This is a genomic window from Paenibacillus sp. sg306046 (assembly GCF_059821225.1).
The window spans coordinates 216760-234778 of the sequence record NZ_JCAMRT010000002.1 but is presented as its reverse complement, the minus strand read 5'-3'; the positions used below and the strand labels follow the sequence as shown (position 1 = coordinate 234778).

11 protein-coding genes are annotated in these 18019 nt (G+C 57.3%); 3 read left to right on the top strand and 8 right to left on the bottom strand.

The annotated features are described in order from the left end of the window. Positions 1-59: 59 nt before the first annotated feature. Complete coding sequence (locus AC6ROY_RS02975) at positions 60-3191, bottom strand: S-layer homology domain-containing protein (RefSeq protein WP_500098490.1); 3132 nt, start codon at positions 3189-3191, stop codon at positions 60-62. After that, positions 3188-6151 (bottom strand): dockerin type I domain-containing protein, encoded by a 2964-nt coding sequence (locus AC6ROY_RS02970; protein WP_500098489.1) that lies wholly within the window; start codon positions 6149-6151, stop codon positions 3188-3190. The genes AC6ROY_RS02975 and AC6ROY_RS02970 overlap by 4 nt, the downstream gene beginning before the upstream one ends. A 125-nt stretch (positions 6152-6276) precedes the next feature. Here AC6ROY_RS02970 and AC6ROY_RS02965 point away from each other — a divergent pair, with 125 nt between their 5' ends. Further along, the gene (locus tag AC6ROY_RS02965) at positions 6277-7011 is read left to right on the top strand and encodes a response regulator (RefSeq protein ID WP_500098488.1); all 735 of its coding nucleotides are present in this window, start codon (positions 6277-6279) and stop codon (positions 7009-7011) included. Here the strand turns inward: AC6ROY_RS02965 and AC6ROY_RS02960 are convergent. Both AC6ROY_RS02960 and AC6ROY_RS02955 read right to left on the bottom strand, forming a co-directional pair. After that, positions 6997-9156 carry a sensor histidine kinase gene (locus tag AC6ROY_RS02960; protein ID WP_500098487.1) on the bottom strand — a complete coding sequence of 720 codons (2160 nt, stop codon included), beginning with the start codon at positions 9154-9156 and terminating at the stop codon, positions 6997-6999. The genes AC6ROY_RS02965 and AC6ROY_RS02960 overlap by 15 nt on opposite strands. 36 nt (positions 9157-9192) lie before the next feature. After that, positions 9193-10065, bottom strand: coding sequence for a helix-turn-helix transcriptional regulator (locus AC6ROY_RS02955; RefSeq protein WP_500098651.1), 873 nt, complete (start codon positions 10063-10065; stop codon positions 9193-9195). A 461-nt stretch (positions 10066-10526) separates the two neighbouring features. On the opposite strand from AC6ROY_RS02955, the gene AC6ROY_RS02950 reads away from it, so the two are divergent. After that, on the top strand, positions 10527-11555 hold the full coding sequence (locus tag AC6ROY_RS02950) for an HAAS signaling domain-containing protein (protein ID WP_500098486.1): 1029 nt from the start codon (positions 10527-10529) through the stop codon (positions 11553-11555). Positions 11556-11716: 161 nt separating this feature from the next. Here AC6ROY_RS02950 and AC6ROY_RS02945 read toward each other — a convergent pair whose 3' ends face one another. The 3 genes from AC6ROY_RS02945 to AC6ROY_RS02935 all read right to left on the bottom strand — a co-directional run bounded on the left by AC6ROY_RS02945 (position 11717) and on the right by AC6ROY_RS02935 (position 15318). After that, complete coding sequence (locus AC6ROY_RS02945) at positions 11717-11995, bottom strand: hypothetical protein (RefSeq protein ID WP_500098485.1); 279 nt, start codon at positions 11993-11995, stop codon at positions 11717-11719. Next, positions 11992-12558: a DUF6886 family protein gene (locus tag AC6ROY_RS02940; protein WP_500098484.1), complete on the bottom strand. Its 567-nt coding sequence runs from the start codon at positions 12556-12558 to the stop codon at positions 11992-11994. The genes AC6ROY_RS02945 and AC6ROY_RS02940 overlap by 4 nt, the downstream gene beginning before the upstream one ends. A 357-nt stretch (positions 12559-12915) precedes the next feature. After that, positions 12916-15318: a WG repeat-containing protein gene (locus AC6ROY_RS02935; protein ID WP_500098483.1), complete on the bottom strand. Its 2403-nt coding sequence runs from the start codon at positions 15316-15318 to the stop codon at positions 12916-12918. 236 nt (positions 15319-15554) lie between these two features. On the opposite strand from AC6ROY_RS02935, the gene AC6ROY_RS02930 reads away from it, so the two are divergent. Beyond that, a complete protein-coding gene (locus tag AC6ROY_RS02930) occupies positions 15555-16784 on the top strand; it encodes an AI-2E family transporter (RefSeq protein WP_500098482.1) in 1230 nt (409 codons plus the stop codon). 230 nt (positions 16785-17014) lie between these two features. Here the strand turns inward: AC6ROY_RS02930 and AC6ROY_RS02925 are convergent, their stop codons facing one another. Further along, positions 17015-17848, bottom strand: coding sequence for a hypothetical protein (locus AC6ROY_RS02925; protein WP_500098481.1), 834 nt, complete (start codon positions 17846-17848; stop codon positions 17015-17017). Positions 17849-18019: the final 171 nt, after the last annotated feature.

The window sequence follows — 18019 nt, the reverse complement described above, 5'->3', positions numbered from 1 at the left end:
AGGCCAAGGGATGCATGTCGTCAAGCCGCATGGGCTATTTCAGTAAATCGGCTTTCTTGTCAAATCAGCTCCGACTGTTTAAGCAGCCGTTGCATGAGAGCTGCAACCTCCGCACGGCTGATCGAAGCCTGCGGAGCCAGAAGCTCGGCGCTTCGGCCTGCGACAAGCACGGCTTGCAGGCAGTCGGCGACGCCGGCCTTCGCCCACTCCGCGACCTCTGCCGCATCGGCAAACGGCGCCAGAAGCTCAGCCGCAGCTTTCGCCGGAAGCTTCGCCTTCAGTCCGGTGACCGTCATCGCTTTGGCGATTATCGTCATCGCTTGCTCCCGGGTTATTTTCTCCATCGGGCGGAAGGTACCATCCTCGAAGCCCTGGATCAGGCCGTAAGCGGACAAGGTGCCCACAGCTTCATTGAACCAGTCCTCGCTCCGGACGTCCTTAAAAGACGCCTTGCCCTTCTCCGGCTTCAAACCGAGCCCGCGAACCACAATCGCGGCAAACTCCGCGCGGGTGATCTCCTGATCGGGCTGGAACCTGCCATCGCCGAGGCCGTTCACAACCATCCGCGAGCCCATATCGTTGACCGCAGCCTGCGCCCAGTGGCCGGCAGCATCCTTGAATTCAAGCGGGTGCCAGACGACGGAATAAGTGCTGTTCGTAAGGCTGTTCAGCTGTGCATAATAACGGCCCTCGGACTCGATGACCTTCGTCGGCACATGCCGGACCGTTCCATCCTCATCCACCGCGACGCCTGTCGTGATGCGGCGAGGGTCGACTCCGGACGGAATCGCAAAGGTCCGTTCCACATAAGCGCTGAACGTGGTCACGTCAATGCTCATTTCGCCGTAAATGCCTTTTACGGTGAAGTTGAGAGGCGGTGCAACGACCGTGAAATTCCCCGCCGCAGCCGCAGTCTCCATCAGGCGAATCGCTGCCTCTTGCGGCTTCGCAATTTCAATCCGGATCTGAATATCGCTCAGCTTCACCTCGCGTCCCAGCTTCTCCGAAATAGAGCCGATATGAAGCTGGCCCGCCGGTATCGTATAACTCGCCGTATCGGTGGCGATACGGATCACAGCCTGCTTGTCCTCCATCCCTTTGACCATCTGCCCGGTTAATGCGCCTACGATCGTCTCTGATCCGGCAGAGAACGGAATCGTCAGCACCATGCCGGTTCCCTCAGCGGCCAATCTCTCCTCCAGCTTCGTCGGATCGACAGCTATAGTCGTTACGGTTCGTCCGTCAACTGTCGAAGTGGTTGCGATGCCGGCATTTTGAACCTTGCCGTTAACCAGAACGTCGACGCCCCGGTCAGCCGCAGCAAGAGCCGGACTGGAGCTGCGCTGTTCCTCGACATACGGAGTGACAGGCTCGGTCGGAATCGACAGCGGGCCATAGCCATTCTTGTTCATTGCTTTGACCGTAAACGTGTAGGCCGTTCCTGCCTGTAAGCCGGTGACCGTGATCGAGCTGGCCGTACCGCTGGACGTCATCCCGCCCGGATTGGCCGTAACCGTATAGCCTGTAATCGCACTCCCCCCGTTATCGGCTGGAGCGGTAAAAGTAACGGTCGCCCTCTGTTCACCCGTAGCGGCCTTCACATCAGTCGGCGCTCCCGGCACCGTGCTTGGCGTTGCACTTAGCTCATTGGATCCCGGCCCTTCGGCGCTGCCTATGAACGCCTTGACGGCAAAATAATACGGTGTTCCGTTCGTTAACGGCATGATATCCACGCTGTATACGGAACTGAAAACCGTTACAGGAACCGGAGCATACACGCCTGCAGCCGTTCCATAGTAGACGCTGTAGCCGCTTGCCAATGCGACGCCATCCCATTTCAGCGTCACCGCGCCGTCCTTGGCTTCCGCCGACTGGAGCCATGGCGCGCCGATCGGGCCTACGGTCTGTTGAATGGTGAACACCATTGGCTGCAAATGATCCGCATAGACGGACGCCGTCACGCTGTAGGTCCCTTCAGCCAGACCGTCCTTGGCCCTCACCGTAAACGAGGTGGAGGTAACGACGCTGTCCAGCCTCTGGACCGCAGGCGCCGTGAGTACAAATTGTCCGCTGTCCGCGCCGCTAAGCGCAACGCCCAGGTTCTCCAAAGCTGCCGAGCCGGTGCGCTGGAGCGTAATTGTTCGCACCTCCTGCTCGCCCGGTGCAAAGCCGGTCGTCAAGGCTCGCAGCGTCTGATCGGCGATCGTCCCGATTTCATAAGTCGGCTGGATGCTGACCTTGCCGTTTTGAACCGTTTTGGCCATTTCCACCGCATCAATATCCGTGACCGTGGCCTGCAGCAGGTCAGTCGGCTGTTCAATCGTGATCGGGCTATCGCCTGCCGCCGATCCCGCCTTGATCCTGTACTTGACCGTAAACAAGGTGTCTCCAGCCGCCAGCGGCTGATCGCCTCCGGCCTGGTCGACCCAGCCAGCCTTCAGCCAGCCTGCCTGGTTGTCGAATTTCGATACGAAATATTCGCGGCCCGGACCTGTAATGTCCGCCACCTCCAGCGAGGCGGGGTCGAAGGCAAGCCGTATACCGTAAGAGCCGACGGCCGCCGACGCTTCATAGACCGACACAGGGACACTCACCGTATCGCCGGGCTTCCCTTCCGCTGACCCGATTCGCACAGCAGCCGTTTCCGGCGGCTTGGCCTGCACGAGGACGGCCCCCGCCGTCACATCAGCGCCGGCGATTGTCGCCGGCGCGACATCTTCCGTGTAAGTGCCTGAGCTGACGGTAACCTCCGTGCTGCCGGACGGAGCCGCATCCTTCACCTTGAATTGAAGCTTAAATACGTCCTGCTTCTCCATCACATAGCTGTAGATTTGAGCGTTGACCTTCACCACGCCGCTTCCCGATGCGTCCACAATAAAGCTGTTCGAGGAAGCCAGATCGGAAACCGGGGCGTTCGCCGCCAGCTCCAGCACCTTCGCATCGTAGCTTACATGTAATTCATAAGCCCAGAAGGGGAAATCTCCCGGGTCCATCGCGATTGCTACCTCGGTCAGTCCCCCGGGCGCCGCCTTGGATTGGCCGACCTCAACGGTGACCGGTTTCCCGGCCCCAGCCTGGACGCGGGGAGCTGCAAAAAAGCAGCCCCAGGCCAGCAGAGTGAAAACCATCAGCAGCGTCGTCAGCCTGCCCAGGGTCATCCCTCTTCTTCGATGATCCAATCGAGCCTTCATCCCTGCTGCACCCCCAAGTACATGTCCATAATTATTTTTGTATCCAGGTTGTCAATCAGCCCGTCGTTATTCATATCCAAAATATCCTTCTGCTCATCCGTCAGTGTAAGTTTGCCCTGCACATATTTGGTGATATAGAGGGCATCCGCAGGAGACACGAAGCCGTCCCCGTTCACGTCACCTTTAGCCGGCTTGACCAGCAGCGTCACGTTAAAGGTGACCGGCTTCATGCCTGCCGCCGCAACCGTCACTTTCGCCGTCCACGTCCCTGGCTTCAGCCCGTCCTTGGGCTTTATGGAGAAGGAAGTAGACGGATTCGCCTCATTCAGCACCGCGGACTGCGGCTGCGTCACCTCGAAGGCGTCTGCATGGTCTCCGCCCAGCGAAGCTTTCAGCTGCTTCAAGTCTGCCGTTCCCGTGCGCGTGACTGTCACGCTCTTGCTCCCCTGCGTGCCGGAAACGTAGCCGGTCCGCACATCCGCCAGCTGCTGATCAGCGATATCCGCAATCGTATACGTGCCGGGCAGCTGCAGCTTGGCCGTCATCACCCGCGAAGTATTGACATAATTAGTTTGTCTGAAGCGGTTCAAGAAGCCGATATAAGCCATGTCCCCATCAAGCTCGATGCGTGGCTGTTCCACCCATTCGTCGGTAAAGCCGGCTTCTCCCGCCACCGTCCAGTCACTCCCGTCAAACATCCACAGCGTCAAGCGGCCGCCGCTTTTCTGGTCCGTATAGGCGACATAGACCCGGCCATCGTAATAGAAGCCTTGCGTCTCTAACCCGTGCGATGCTTCTCCGAACGCGCTCGCTCCGACATACTGCCAGCTGGAGCCATCGTATTTCATGACGGACGCCAGTCTTCCATTATTCTGATCAATAAAGGAAACGTGAGGAGCGCCCTTGTCATCGAAAAACAGATCCACGCCCGGCATGATGCTATTGCCATCCAACACCTTCCCCATTTTCGTCCAGGACGTTCCCTCCAGCGTCTGCACGACCACGCCATCTTTATAGGAGCTGTATGCGACATAGAGCTTATTGTCCTTGTCAAACCGAAGCTTGGTATCGCTCGGATCTTCATCCGTCGGATTGCCGTCGCCCGCATCGACCCAGGCCGTGTCGTCAAACTTCTTGACAATCAGCCTCCCTGGCTCGCGGTAAGCGACGTAGGGCACGTCATGACGGTCGAATCGGAGATTGAGCTGGAATGGCGACCCCGATGAGAAGCCTGAAGCTCCTACAGCGGTCCAGGACGATCCATCCAGCTTGAGCACGGACAGCTTGTTGCTGCTATCCCAGAAGGCGACGTAAGGGACCCCTTGACTGTTTATCGCGAGACTGCCGAATCCTCCATCGTATGAATTGGGGATAGCGCCATCTCCTGCCCTAGTCCAGGTTGTCCCGTTATACATTTTGAGCGTCGGCTTGTTCCCATAGCTTTGATCGTTATAAAGAACGTAGGGAGTGCCCTTGTACAGCGCCATACTTTGGAACCAGCCCTTCAAGCTTTCTTCTTGGGCACTGACTGGGCCGACATAGCCAAATATACCCTCGGACCATTTCAGAACAGCCTGATCCAGCGCTTCCTGCAATGCCGCCTTGTCCGTGTAGCCGTCCTTGGGCGTCCGGTTAAACAGCGTGTGCGCTACCGCGTCCTGAATGTCCGCGTTCAAGCCTTGGTAGGCCGTGATATTCAGTCCGGGAGCATTGGCCGCCAGCGCCGTCTGGATATCTGCGGAACCTTTCGCCATATTGAAATCGGAGACAGGCTTGCGAGCCTGGACCGCGGCGTCGAATAGCGGCTGCAGCTCGCTTAGGGCGCTTAGCCCGGCTTGAGGACGAGAGCTGAGAAGCTGTGCAGCGATCGCAATTTTATCCGCAGCTCTGTAGCTCTTGTAATCCCCGTAAGACAACCCGAGCTCAGGATATTCCAGCACCACCTGCATGCTGTCCGCCTTCTCCGTTTTGTTGAAAATATCAAGCAGCGAAGGCCCGATATCCTGGTTGGCATACAGGTTAACGCCCTGCGTTCTCCAGATGATCGTATTCTCGTAGATGGCCGCTGCATCGTGCAGCTTGTCCGCTGTGGAGAGTTGGGTTCTCTGCTGTGTGGACAAATCGTACATATAGATATGCGATTGCGTATCGTAGTTTTTCCAGATCACCTTATCGCCGTATAGCTTCGGTTCTTGCTGATTGCTTGTCGTGTCCGGGTAAAGCGTCGTTTCCGCTTTAGTCGTCATATCGTACAAATGCACATTGTATTTTCCAACGGTGCCGGTAAAAATTTCCCAAACGACTCGATTGCCGTAGATGTGAGGGTTGCCCAATTGCTGACCGTTCACGCCAGGCACGAGCACGGTCGATTGCTTGGCGGAAAGATCGTAAGCCTCGATCGTATCGACGAACCCGCTTCTCCCCTTCCAGACAACCGTGTTTCCGTAGATGCTCGGATCCCCCGGAAAGCTGCTGGCGCTGTATACCTCCGTTTGTGTCTTGTCCTGCATATTGTAAGCGATGATCTTGCTGCTCGTCTTATAGACGATGACATCCCCATACACAACCGGGGACATCTCATTTTCCGGCGTGCTGGTAATTCGGGTCTCTTCCTTTGTGGCGAGGTTATACATGTAAATGTCCAGTTGTCCGCCGTTCCGCCCATCCTGCCACACAATCAGATTGTCCGTGATGGAGGGCTGGGAGGCTGCGCCGTTAGCCGTTAGCGGCGTAGTAGTCCGCGTCGGAATGTCATACATCATGATGTTGTAGTTCATAGCGCCGGCCGCCCAGACGATCTTATCCCCGCTGATTTGGGGAGCCATTTTGGAAACTGAGCCGTACGTCAGCTGGTAATTTGGCTGGGGCTCTGCCGAAGCCTTATCCGCCCACACCGCTGACGTTGCTCCGCCCAGCAGGACCAAAGCAGCAAGCGCCAGCTTATTCCTCATTTTAATCATTCGCATCCCCTCGAAATCTGTCTTTTTTCCTCACAGTTTCTATAGTAAAATAAACCTATATGACTGCGAAGTGACGTTTGGTCACGATTTTAGGAAAGCAGAGCATACATGCAGAGGAGCTGCCTATGAACATCCTTGAAGTGCTGATTGTAGAAGACGACGATCTATTCCGAGGCAGTCTGGAGGCGCTCATCCGCTCCGAGGCTGACATGCGTGTCATCGGCACGGCGAGCAACGGCCGTGAGGCCCTTAGCTGGGTGCAGCGCTCCAAAGCGGATATCATCCTGCTGGATTTGCAGATGCCGGTCATGAATGGAATTGAATGCACGAGGGAGATCCGGAAGCTGGATGCGGAAGTCAAGATTGTCATTTTGACAACCTTTAATGAAGAGGAATATATTTTTCAAGCGCTTGCCTATGGAGCGAACGGTTACTTATTGAAGGATGCCGATCCGGGCAAGCTGGCCTCCACAATTCGCGAAGCGGCCTGTGACCCGTTTATGCTGCCGGCGAAAGTAGCGGCCAAGGTAGCCCAGTATGCTGTGAACAATGGGGAATATGGGAAGGAACGCAGACTGCTGGGCTTCTTTGAGTCCAACGGTCACTTTTCCGGGCAAGAGCAGCAGATCATCGCTTTGCTGCTGAACCGGCTATCCAATAAAGAAATTGCCGACAAGCTGTTTCTGACCGAGGGCACGATCAAAAACAAGCTGACCGTCATCTATGATAAGCTGGGCGCGCAAAACCGGCCATCCGCCATCTCGCTGCTGGAGACGGCGCTGGCCGGACTTCCGTCGGCTCATGAGCCGACTCCTGCCTCCCTCCGGGGGACTACTCCTGCCAGCCTACTCTTCAGGTGAAGCGCAGTCTGAATCAGGCCATACCGGCAGCGTGAAATAAAACACGCTGCCGCCTTCCTCGCGCCGCCTGCAGCCCACGCTCCCTTGATGGAGCTCGGTAATCTCCTTCACGATCGCAAGTCCCAGACCACTGCCGGACGGGTGGCTTTCTCTCCGCTTATAGAAGCGCTTGAAGACCTGCGTCACCTCCTCCTCCGTCAGGCCAACGCCGCTATCCATGATTTCAACCACCAGTTCTTCGTTTCCAGCCTCAAGTCGGCGAATATGCGCCTGCATGTGAACAACCGAGCTTAGCCCAGTACTGAACTTTACCGCATTGTCCACGAAGTTGGACACGACCCGCGTCATCTGGAACCGGTCGATTCGCACCCGCTTCTCCGCCAGCTCCTTATCCACGTTTTCTGCGTGAAGCTCGAAGCCTTGCTCCCCCAGATCGGCGGCGAACTGCCCGCAGAGCTCCACCAGCCAGGGCCGAACAGCCACCGGCTCAAGCTGTAGGCTCATTTGTCTCGCTTCCAGCTTGGACAGATCGAATAAATCATGAATAAGCTTGCGGGTGTACCTCATTTTATCGGACATCTGGCGGCTGATGCGGCCGGGCTCCAGTGTGACCTTGCCATCGGCCATCAATTGCAGGTAATTCTGAATCCCGGCCAGCGGCGTTCCCAGATCATGCGCAATATTGGATAGCAGCCTGCTGCGATACTCCTTCATCTCCGACAGCTCGCTGTTCGCCTCCTGCAAGCTTGCCGTGCGCTCCAGCACCTTCTGCTCCAAGGTCGCATTGCTCAGCTCCAGCTCCGTCACCAGCACGTCATTGCGACGGGATAACCGGGCATAGCGGTAGGCGACGATGACCGCCTGAGCCAAGACAAACGGAATGATGCTTAGGTCGAGCAGTTCGACCGTATTGGCCATTCGCAAATAATACAGCGTATCGTTGAGCATCGCCACACTAATGAGCAGCAGGGCACAGACATGAATAAAAGCCCCTTCCCGCTTGCGCAGGTAAGCCTTAATCCCGACATAGCAAATAAAATACACCAGAAAAGCCCCTTTGAGCGCCGTCTGAAGCAGCATCGACTCCGTATAAATTCTGGCCGGAGTCATGCACACAAACAGCAGCAGCGCCGCCGTGAGCACGCCCGCCGCCGGGACCATCAGCCGGTGCACCTCTTGCGGATACAAGCTGCGCATAAGCAAAACTGCCGCTATAAAAGCGAATAGCTCTGCCCCGTACTCCAGCTTTACGCCGACCTCCCAATCGTCGATACGCAGCAGCAGCGAGGTTAAATATCCGTTGATGAACAAGGTACGCAAAGAAAAAGCGAGCGCCAGCAGCCCGACAAACAGCGTCGAATCGTCCTTGGAGCGCAGCGCAAAAATGATCAGGTGGTATAGCCCAATCAGTAAGAAGCCGCCAATGACGAAAATATCGTACAGCAATCCTTTGAGGATGTAGGGAATCAGCGCGCTCGAATCTCCATAGACGATTTCCCGGTTGATTCCCCCTTCCCGGAAGGAGTAGTTGGATACCTGGATGACCAGCTCTACAGACTGCCTCTTTGGTTGGAAAAACAACAGCTGTATATGCGCCTGCGGCCGCTCCGTCTCCAGACTCGTGCCCACCTCGCCCAGTCCGGGATGCTGCTGGCCGTCGATCCAGATCCGGTGCGTGCTGCCGATCGAACGGATAAACAACGCCTTATTGCCCCCTATATCCTCGGGCGACACGAGCAGCGTCAGCCGGTAAGTGCCATATCCGTATCCAGCTGCCGAAGACTCCTGTCCCTCGCGATGGGTCCAGGTGCCGGGCACTTGCAGATAAGCAGGCTCCCGGTCGCTAGACGCCCAAGCTCCCGGTTCCAGCAGCTGCTTCCAGTAAAATTCCCACTCTCCTTGCAGCGGAACGAGCTGCTGCCCGCTGGCGCCGCCTGCGTCTCTCAAGTCCATAACGCCTCTAACCGGGCCAGTCGGCTTGGCAGCAGGCTCCGAGCGTTGACCGCTGCCGTTCGTTTGCAGCTCACTTCCTCCTCCGCCAGGCATGGATTCATGCGAGCTTTCGGCCAAGGCCGTGTTTGGGAACGCCAATCCCGTGATCGTACTAATGAGTAAACCGGACAACAAGACCATGTAGGTAAGCATGGTTCCTCCCCTCTTAGGATGTCTTTCCTAAACCGCCTATTTTAGCTTCACTTGATGCAAAAATTGCTTCGGCGTACAGCCATTGTACCGCTTGAACAACGTATAGAAATGCGCCATATGCGGAATGCCGACCTGCTCGGCGATTTCCGTTACGCTTTGGCGGCCCGTGACCAGCAGCCGCTCCGCCTTGGCGATCCGTCGACGATTCACATAATCCGTAAACGATACGCCCATCAGCTTCTTAAAATGGCGGGAAAAATACGAATAGCTCATCCCCGCCATCCGGCTGATTTGCTCCATGTCGAGCCGCTGCTCCAGCCGCTCGTCAATATGCTCCAAAATCGGACGGATCACGTCCGCGTCGATATATTCATGCGGCTGCAGCAGCCCCCGGTCGTCATGCCGCAGCAGCGTCAGCATCAGATGCTTGATATGCATGCTGGCCGCAATCTCATACCCTTTGGCCCCCTCCAGCACCTCACGGTGGATCGCCTCGATTAATTGCCCGACGTCCTGCTTGACCCGTGCATCCCGAAACATTTCGTTTAATTCATCAAGCGGGTACAGCGCCTCCGAGAAGTGACGATAGTAGCTCATCATGGCCGGATCGAAATACGCCTGTAGATCGACATGCAGCACCGTATGCACCATCTCCTCGCTGCCCAGCTTGCGCGGAGCGTGCAGCCGAGAGCCGCCGACAAGCATCACGTCGCCAGGCTCCAGCACATAGACGCGATTGGGCATCCGCACTTCATGACGCCCCTTCTGCACCCAAATAAACTCCACTTCCTTATGATGATGCCACAGTCCGTCGGACGGGCACTCGTTCCGCTCACTGATAAACTGGTCCACCTTGAGCCGCAGCGCCGGATTCTGGTACACAATCGGTTCCTGAATAATCGGGCTCATCGCCTGCACCTTGCTTTCTCCCGCCGCAGCTGGCCTGCATCCGGGTGCATGTCCCAACTGATGCTATGTTTGTATTATAGTCGATACGGGCTGTACATTTCATGTGCCGTCTTCTGCTGAACGGCTCCCCCTATAGTTGACCATTTACAATAGTGTGTGACATACAGTGTAGTGAAAGCAGGAGCTGATGACAGCCGATGACAATTGAGGAAACCGTTAATGGACTTATTCAGGAGCTGCGGCGCGGCACGATCATTATCGGGGCGCTCGGTCAGCTATCCACGCCGTAATATGGCTACTCGCTTGTTTCCGTACTGGAAGCGAATGGGATACGTTGAAAGCCCGCCCCCGCAAGTATTACGTGCTGAGCACGGATGGCCGGGAGGTGTACCGGCAGCTCTGCCGGGATTGGCGCAGGTTGATGACAAGCATGGCGCACATTACGGAAGGAGAGGATCAGGATGGAGCTGATTAGCCGCTATGTCCATGCGGTGACCCGCAGACTGCCTGCCCGGCAGCAGGCGGACATTGAGAAGGAACTCACGGGCTTAATCGAGGATACGCTGGAGGAGCGCGCAGCCGGCGGCCAGCCGCCCCGGCAAGACGTGGAGGCGGTGCTGCTTGAGCTTGGCGATCCTAGCGAGCTGGCTGACAGCTGCCGGGGGAACCGGCGGTCGTTGATCGGACCCGAGCTGTTCCCGCTCTATGTGTCGGTTGTCCGCTTTGTGCTGATCGCGATCGGCATTGCCGTCGCCGTGCGGTTTACGATCGGAGCTGTCGCCGATCCGCTGCATGCTCCCCGCCAGCTGGTACAGCATCTGTACGCTCTGCTGCTGAGCGGCCTGCAGGGCTTTGCCTGGGTGACGCTTATTTTCGCGCTGGTGGAATATTACGGGCCTCATCCGTTCAAATCAGGAATGCGAGCCTCCGCCGCCTGGAGCCCTTCCGACCTGCCCCCGCCGCCCGATTCCCGCCCCCGGATTCCACGCGGAGAGTCTGCCGTCAGCCTGATCTGTACAATCGTATTTGCCTTGCTGATCATAAGCTCCATCGAACTGTTCGGCATCTGGCCGGCCCGAAACGCGGAAGCCTCGACGGTTATACCCTTTCTCAATAAGACGGTCTTTCAACAATTTTTACCATATATTTGGGCAGGCTTGGCGCTGACGGTGCTCGTGGAAAGCTTGAAGCTGGTCGCAGGGCGCTGGACCGTCAAGCTGGTGAGCCTTGAGCTGCTGGTTAACAGCCTGCATCTGGCGCTGTTTATTTATATGTTCGCCGATCCTTCCATTTGGAACGAGCAATTTATGGAGCAGCTTGCGACAACAAGCTGGGCGACAAATAACAGCGAGTCGCTGGCCTTCATTGGTCGTATCTGGAGCCAGACGACGGAGGGGCTGCTTTACATCGCGGCCCTTATTTTCGGAATGCAGGCAATCATGGCGGCCGTTCGCTTCATCAGGATCACTCGCCTTCCGCAGCGCAGCTAGGGCAATTTGGATGAAAACATAGAACAGGCAAGGGAGCAGCGCTACGGAAAATTGCTTTCTTTGCAGCTCCCAACCCAACGTCCGGGCCCAGACCGGTTCCAGCAAAGAAGCGGGTCTGGCAGGCGCTGGCTCTGCCTGTCATGCATACAGGGATTCAGTCCTCATTTCGGATCAGCAGCTGCATGGAAGTCCACCCTAGCATATAAATGGCTGTACTCGTCTTGACTCTCCTCATCGCTGATCCAATCCGATTTGATCCAAACAGGCACGCCTAGCAGCTTCTCGATTTGTGTCACCGCTTCCTCAAGCTCCTGCTCCAGCAGCGCCTTCTGAATTTGCTCGAATTGTTGATGCCCGAACAGCTCGGACAGCACCTGGATGTCCGCTTCCTTCGCCTCTCGGTCATCCGTTTGAATATGAAGGTTACCGAAATTGCTCATCTTATATGACTCACCGTCTCTTGCTCACCTCCAACTACTCTTCTACTTCCCCCTGCTCGCCTGGCGTTGTGAAACCGATAAATGCCGAATTCCCCGAAATCGGAAGCTACAATCGCCTGCCGTAGCGGATGCAAATCAGGCGTAAACCGCAGTTCCACACCTCGCTGCAGCAGTTTGTCCACCAAGCCGTCGAGCCGCTCTACGGCAATAGGCTTTACAGGTCGCGGACAGGTGAAATACCCCGCTGTCCGATCAGCCAGCTCGAAGCCGTCTGGCGCGAACTCGTAGCGGTACAGCGTCTGCCCCATCATGCGCTCATACCAGCGGCTTTCTACCGTGACGACGATATCCGCCGCTGTCTGACCGAAAAACAACACCCGATGCTCATCGCGTATCTCATCCGTTCGGCGGCATACGATTCGGGGACAGTCTCGCGGAAAATAATACGTGTACGCCTGCTCCGCATGCACTGCCCAGACGACTACAGGGGCATCAAGCCGATGCGGCACCGGCCGAGGAATGAACAGCTCAATTCCCGCTTCCTCACTGAAATGAAACAGCATGACCACGCCTCCTTTGCGTTGACAGCCTCATTAATCACCCTCATACCCTTAGCAAGCGGAGGGATGGCCCGCTCAAGAACCGTCCGCCCCTGCTCAGACACGATCGTCCGGCATCAGCTTGCTCCCTCCTTTACCTTACCATGTTACCATTACCTTCGAAAAATGGCTGATGAAAAAGCAGCCTTCCTTCACCCGCGCCAATGGTAACAATGATGCGGACAGCGCAAAAATCCCGACCATCGAACAGACCTGCTGCGTCTCGTTCGTTGGCCGGGATTTTCCAGCCTGCAAGCAAACCTCGGCTTCCAAGCTCCAGCGCATTGTTAGTCCGGAGTCCTTCATCCTTATCCTGCACGCTCAGCGATGAAAAGACCGCCAGAAGGCTCCCTCCGTCGCAATAATCGGCATAATGTCGGCATACGGAACACGGAACGTCGGAAATCCGGCCGCGTAAGGCGCGATATCATAAGGATTGAAATACACATGCAGCGCATCGGCAGTCACATAAAAGGGCTGATCCGGCGCAATCCCCTTATAGCTGTCCGGGAAAATGTAATCGTACTGCGGGTCCTCCTTGATTTGTCGGCCTACAATAGCGCTCAGCACCTTCACATAATCGCTGCCCGGTTTAAACAAATCCTTCAGCTCATAAAACCGCCCGGTGCCCAGATCGACATGCGCATAGACGCGTGTCGGCATTCCGTGAGCCGCTCCAAACGGATAATTGTACCCGACCAGCTCCAGCGACAGCAGCCGTTCCCGGTAAAACCCAACCTCAAAGTCACCCGTGTAGCTGTATGCCAGCTGGCCGCTGCCTACCGGCTTTACCTGGGACAGCTGCCTCAGCTTTTCGTTTACGTGCCGCTGCGCAGTCCTGTCCTGCATCCCCTCCAGCTGCGGGTAATAGACCAGATAGTCCTTGTTCGGCTTGTATTTCAGCTCCTTCACCCGGAAAGGAGGCATAAGCGGGATAACGGCGGGCGGCTGCCAGACGACCCGGCCGGCCCGTGTCACATAAGAAATTCGCTGGTCCACATTGGCCTGAACAAGCGGTCCCATCAGCGTCAGCGTGCCGACGCCTTCCACCGCAGGCAGCTGCACGGCCCGCTTGCCTGCACGATCCAGGAAAAAGCTGCGCGTCCCGTCGCTGACTGACAGTACACCGTGCTTGTAGCTGTCCACCTGGACATACCGCGACGCGGTCAAAACGCGGCCCTGCTCATCGGCAATCGCATAGGTCGAGCCAAGAAACGGCTGCGCGGAATCAAGCGGGAAGCCAAGCGCATACCGCCGCTCGCCAAGCGGCCGCACTTCATTGTATACCGGCTTCAGCACAAAGCGGCCGCTGCGGTCGATCAAGCCGTACTTGTTTTTATAATCGGCCGCTGTATTGACGACCGCCCGGCCCTCGGCAAACGGCTGCGCTTCTGTATATTGCGGCGCAAGCACAACCGCGCCCTGCTCGTTGATATAGCCGTAACGTCCGGCCGCCGATTGGCGGAACGGCAGCAGGCCGTCTCCCAACGCGCCGACAAACGCATACGAATACGTATGCAGCTGCCGCCCGGCCGGATCAATGAGGGCGTAGCGCTCCTCCGCGAGCTTCACGATCGCTTTGCCGCCGGAGAAATCCCCGGCTTCCAGAAAGGTCAGCGGAATGACCTCCCGGCCTTGCGCATCCAGATAGCCGTAACGCCCGGAGCTGCCGTCCGAAGCCAGCGCCCGACCATTATAATACGTCCCGATATAGCTGTAAGCGCGCGGCGTCAGCACCTGACCATCCTCGTCGATGACCTTGTAGCCCTCCGCGTCGGTGACAACAGCCCGGCCTTCGGCAAATGTCCCGATGCTGCCGAAGCGCGGCTCGATCCGGTAACGGCCGCTGGCGTCAATCGCGCCGACGTGATCGCCATCGCTGACAACAGCCAGCCCGTTCGGCTGGAACGGCTCGGCGTTGGCATAACGCAGCGGAATCTCCAGCCTGCCTTCCGCGTTGACATACCCCCAGCGGGTGCCTTGCACCGTCTTGGCCGCTACCGGAAACAACGCCGTCATCCGCAGCGCCAGCCCGCTGTCCGCCGCTTCCCCGGAGCTGCGGCCCGCCTTTTGAATCGCATCGTACAAATGATCCTTATAAAACTGCGCTTGCGGATATTGCCGGACCAAACGTTCATAGTAGCGGATAACCCGGCGAAAGTAATACGGGTACACATCGTAGGCGGGCGCCAGACGTCCCTGCTCCAGCCGATACACCTCGATGTTATAGGCCAGTCCGGTGTCATGCGACCAAAGCGCCAGCTCCGCCAAGCCGTCGCGGCCGTGCGGCCCCGGCATATCCTCGGCCTCCGCATAGCTGAACGATACACCCGGCGGTGAGATGCCCGTCATGCCTGCTCCCGTCCAATCGTACAAGCCCAGCTCCGACCAGATCGCCCCGACCTGCCACCCGACAACCAGCGTCATCCGGTTCCGATGCGTGAGCGGCGCAGCCTGCAGCGTACTGACGGCATACCCTCCGCCCTGCAGCGTCGCCGCCGTTGCCCAGCGCTCGCCGTTATAACGCAGCACCTGCACATAGGCCTGCGAGCCCAGCTTGTAGGCCCCGGCAATTTCCGGTACGCCGTCGCCGTCCAGATCCGCCGCGATGATCACAGGCTTGCCGTGCTCCGGGTCAGGCTGCCGCTGAATGACCGCTCCCGGCGGCAGATGCGCCTCCAGCTGTGCCATCAATTGCTGTTCATCAACCATGTTGCGCGTCACCTCTCCTTTCTCTCCCTCCAGCATATGGGCCTATGCCCGAAATGGTGACCTGTATACTTGCTTCGGAGCAGGGAATAACTAACAGGTGTCAACGATGGCGAAGCCGGGTAATACGGAGCGTAGATCAGGCCTCGGACTGCCAATCCTTCCTGCTGCCCGCGAAGCGGAACCGCTTATGCTCGGGGAGGAGGACCCGAATGACCTGCAATCTGTAAGCAGAGACGGCTGGAGGAACGATGATGACAAGACGCGGCGGGGCTGAATTATTCAAACGCTTTTTTCTTAACAATCAATTTGTCGTAGGTTTGCTGATCTTGCTGCTGATCAGCGTCAATCTGTATGTGCTGAACCAAATTCCGTTTGTATTTGCGCCGCTTGTCGTGCTGCTTCGCACCGTGCTGCTGCCTTTCATCCTGACCGGCATTGCCTTCCATCTGCTGAACCCGCTGGTGAACTGGCTGGAGAAGCAGCGCATCCGGCGGCTGCATGCCATCGTCGCTTTGTATTTGCTGATTCTCTGTCTGCTGACGCTGCTCGTCTCAACTGTCGTGCCGCTCATTCGCGAGCAAATCAAAAGTCTGATTCAAAATTTCCCGACCTACAGCGAGCAGATTGAACAGCAGTTCGCCCAGCTGGTCGGCAGCCGCTTATTTAATGAAGTGCAGCAGATGCTAGGCTCCTCGTCCACGGACTGGGCTTCCTCCCTGTCGGAAAAAGCAACCTCGCTGCTCAATAAAGCCGGAGCAGGCATCGGCGGCCTGATCGGCGCGCTGACGGAAACGCTGCTTACGCTGGTGGCCGTGCCGTTTATTTTGTTTTATTTGCTCAAGGACGGCCGCAAGCTGCCCCGGTATATGCTCAAATTTGTGCCCACCGGCTGGCGGCGCTCCGGCTATACCGTACTCGGCGAAATAAATGACAAGCTGAGCGCCTACATTCGCGGGCAGCTCATCGTAAGCTTCTGCATCGGGCTGCTGCTGTATATCGGCTACCTGATCATCGGCCTGGACTACTCGCTGGTGCTCGCCGTCATCGCCGCCTGCACCAGCGTCGTCCCGTACATCGGACCGATTATCGCGATTACGCCCGCCTTGATCGTGGCGGCTGTCACCTCCCCGGTTATGCTGCTCAAGATGGTCATCGTCTGGACGGTCGTTCAGCTTGTGGAAGGCAAGTTTATTTCGCCGCAAATGTTGGGCAAGTCGCTGCACATTCATCCGGTCACCATTATTTTCGTCATCCTGACCGCAGGCAATTTGTTCGGCATCGTCGGCATCATCCTGGCTGTGCCCGGCTATGCCGTGCTCAAGGTGCTCGTCTATCAGCTGTTTCGCTGGTTCAAGGCGAATTCAGGGCTGTACCGCATCCAGCGTCCGGCAGCCGCTTCGGCGCGTCTTGACCGGCCGGACAATGAGCAGCCTGCCCCGCGCTCCTTCGGCTCTCCCCGTGACCCGGAGCAGCAATAGCTCAGGCATAGCCTGCGCTCCGCACGTATGGCCCTGGCGCATAACCGTGCGGCGGATTCACTTTCAAAAGTAGCGGCAAGCGGATGTTCCATCCAGCACAGCTGAACGGATGACTCATCCATGTAAAATCATCCGCCTTCATGCAACGGCAATCAGGCCGGTCTGCCTCCGACATTCGGAGACAGACCGGCCTGATTCAAGTGAAGCGTTCGCGGTAAAGCGCCTTACCCTTACGCTCCGGTTCCCGTTGTGCTTGTTCCTTGCGCTGCCGGATCAGCAGGAGCCGGGCGTTCGCCGCCGGTATGCTTCTGATCGACAAATTGACGGATCGACTCATCAAGCGAATCCTTGATCTTGCTTACGAGCTGATCCTTGTCAATGCCCTTTTCCGCTGCAATTTCCGCCAGCGTCTTGCCTTCCTTCCACGCTGCATGCAGCTCGTCCGTCGTCAGGCCGAGGATGCCGGACAATGTTTCCGGGTTGCCGAAATGTCCAGGTCCACCCTTGCCGCCGCCCGGGAAGCCGCCTTTGCCTTGCTTATCGCCGCCGCCTTGCGGACCAACGGTTGTAATTTGCTTTTGAATGCGCTCGGAAAGCGTTGCCGCCTTCTCATCGGCTTGAGCTTGCGTCAGCTTGCCTGCGGTAACCATTTCCGTCAGCTTGGCCTTCTCTGCGTCAACCAGCTTCTGGAGATAGTCTGCCTCGCTCAAGCCGCCTGTAGCTTGCGCGATTTGCGCCAGCGTTTGCTGCTGCTGCAGCTGCTCGTGGATGACCGATGCCTCAACGCCGAGCAAAGTCGCCGTCTGCTCGACAAGTCCGCCGCCGCCGCGTCCTTCATGCCCGAAGCCGCCAGGACCGCCGCCGCGCGCGCCGTCGCCGCGTTGACCGCGTGCGCCTTGCTCGCCCTTCATCCCCGGCGCCTTCACCGCGCCTTGTGTTTGGCTGTCTGCTGCTGCCGATGTATCCGTTGCTGCAAAAGCTTGCGAATAATAGAAGCTGCCTCCGCCAATCAGTAAGCTAGCTGCGAGTGTACCTGTTGCAATTTTTTTCATCATTGGGTTCATGAGTCATTCTCCTTTTTGGCTGTAGATTGGGTTGTTTTCCTTACAAGACCAATCATAGAGAATGAACCTGAAGCCAGCATGAAGGCCCACTGAGCGTAACCTAAGAAAAAGCTGAATGTTAGCTGAATGCCGGGGCAAATCCCTCGACTCCCCCTACTCGCCCCCTTTTTC

Bases quoted from the DNA above. Each gene is read 5' to 3' on its own strand.
- AC6ROY_RS02940 (WP_500098484.1), bottom strand. From the start codon at position 12,558: ATGCTGTTTCATTTCAGTGAGGAAGCGGGAATTGAGCTGTTCATTCCT.
- AC6ROY_RS02930 (WP_500098482.1), top strand. From the start codon at position 15,555: ATGATGACAAGACGCGGCGGGGCTGAATTATTCAAACGCTTTTTTCTT.
- AC6ROY_RS02925 (WP_500098481.1), bottom strand. From the start codon at position 17,848: ATGAACCCAATGATGAAAAAAATTGCAACAGGTACACTCGCAGCTAGC.
- AC6ROY_RS02960 (WP_500098487.1), bottom strand. From the start codon at position 9,156: ATGCTTACCTACATGGTCTTGTTGTCCGGTTTACTCATTAGTACGATC.
- AC6ROY_RS02950 (WP_500098486.1), top strand. From the start codon at position 10,527: ATGGAGCTGATTAGCCGCTATGTCCATGCGGTGACCCGCAGACTGCCT.
- AC6ROY_RS02945 (WP_500098485.1), bottom strand. From the start codon at position 11,995: ATGAGCAATTTCGGTAACCTTCATATTCAAACGGATGACCGAGAGGCG.
- AC6ROY_RS02975 (WP_500098490.1), bottom strand. From the start codon at position 3,191: ATGAAGGCTCGATTGGATCATCGAAGAAGAGGGATGACCCTGGGCAGG.
- AC6ROY_RS02965 (WP_500098488.1), top strand. From the start codon at position 6,277: ATGAACATCCTTGAAGTGCTGATTGTAGAAGACGACGATCTATTCCGA.
- AC6ROY_RS02955 (WP_500098651.1), bottom strand. From the start codon at position 10,065: ATGAGCCCGATTATTCAGGAACCGATTGTGTACCAGAATCCGGCGCTG.
- AC6ROY_RS02970 (WP_500098489.1), bottom strand. From the start codon at position 6,151: ATGATTAAAATGAGGAATAAGCTGGCGCTTGCTGCTTTGGTCCTGCTG.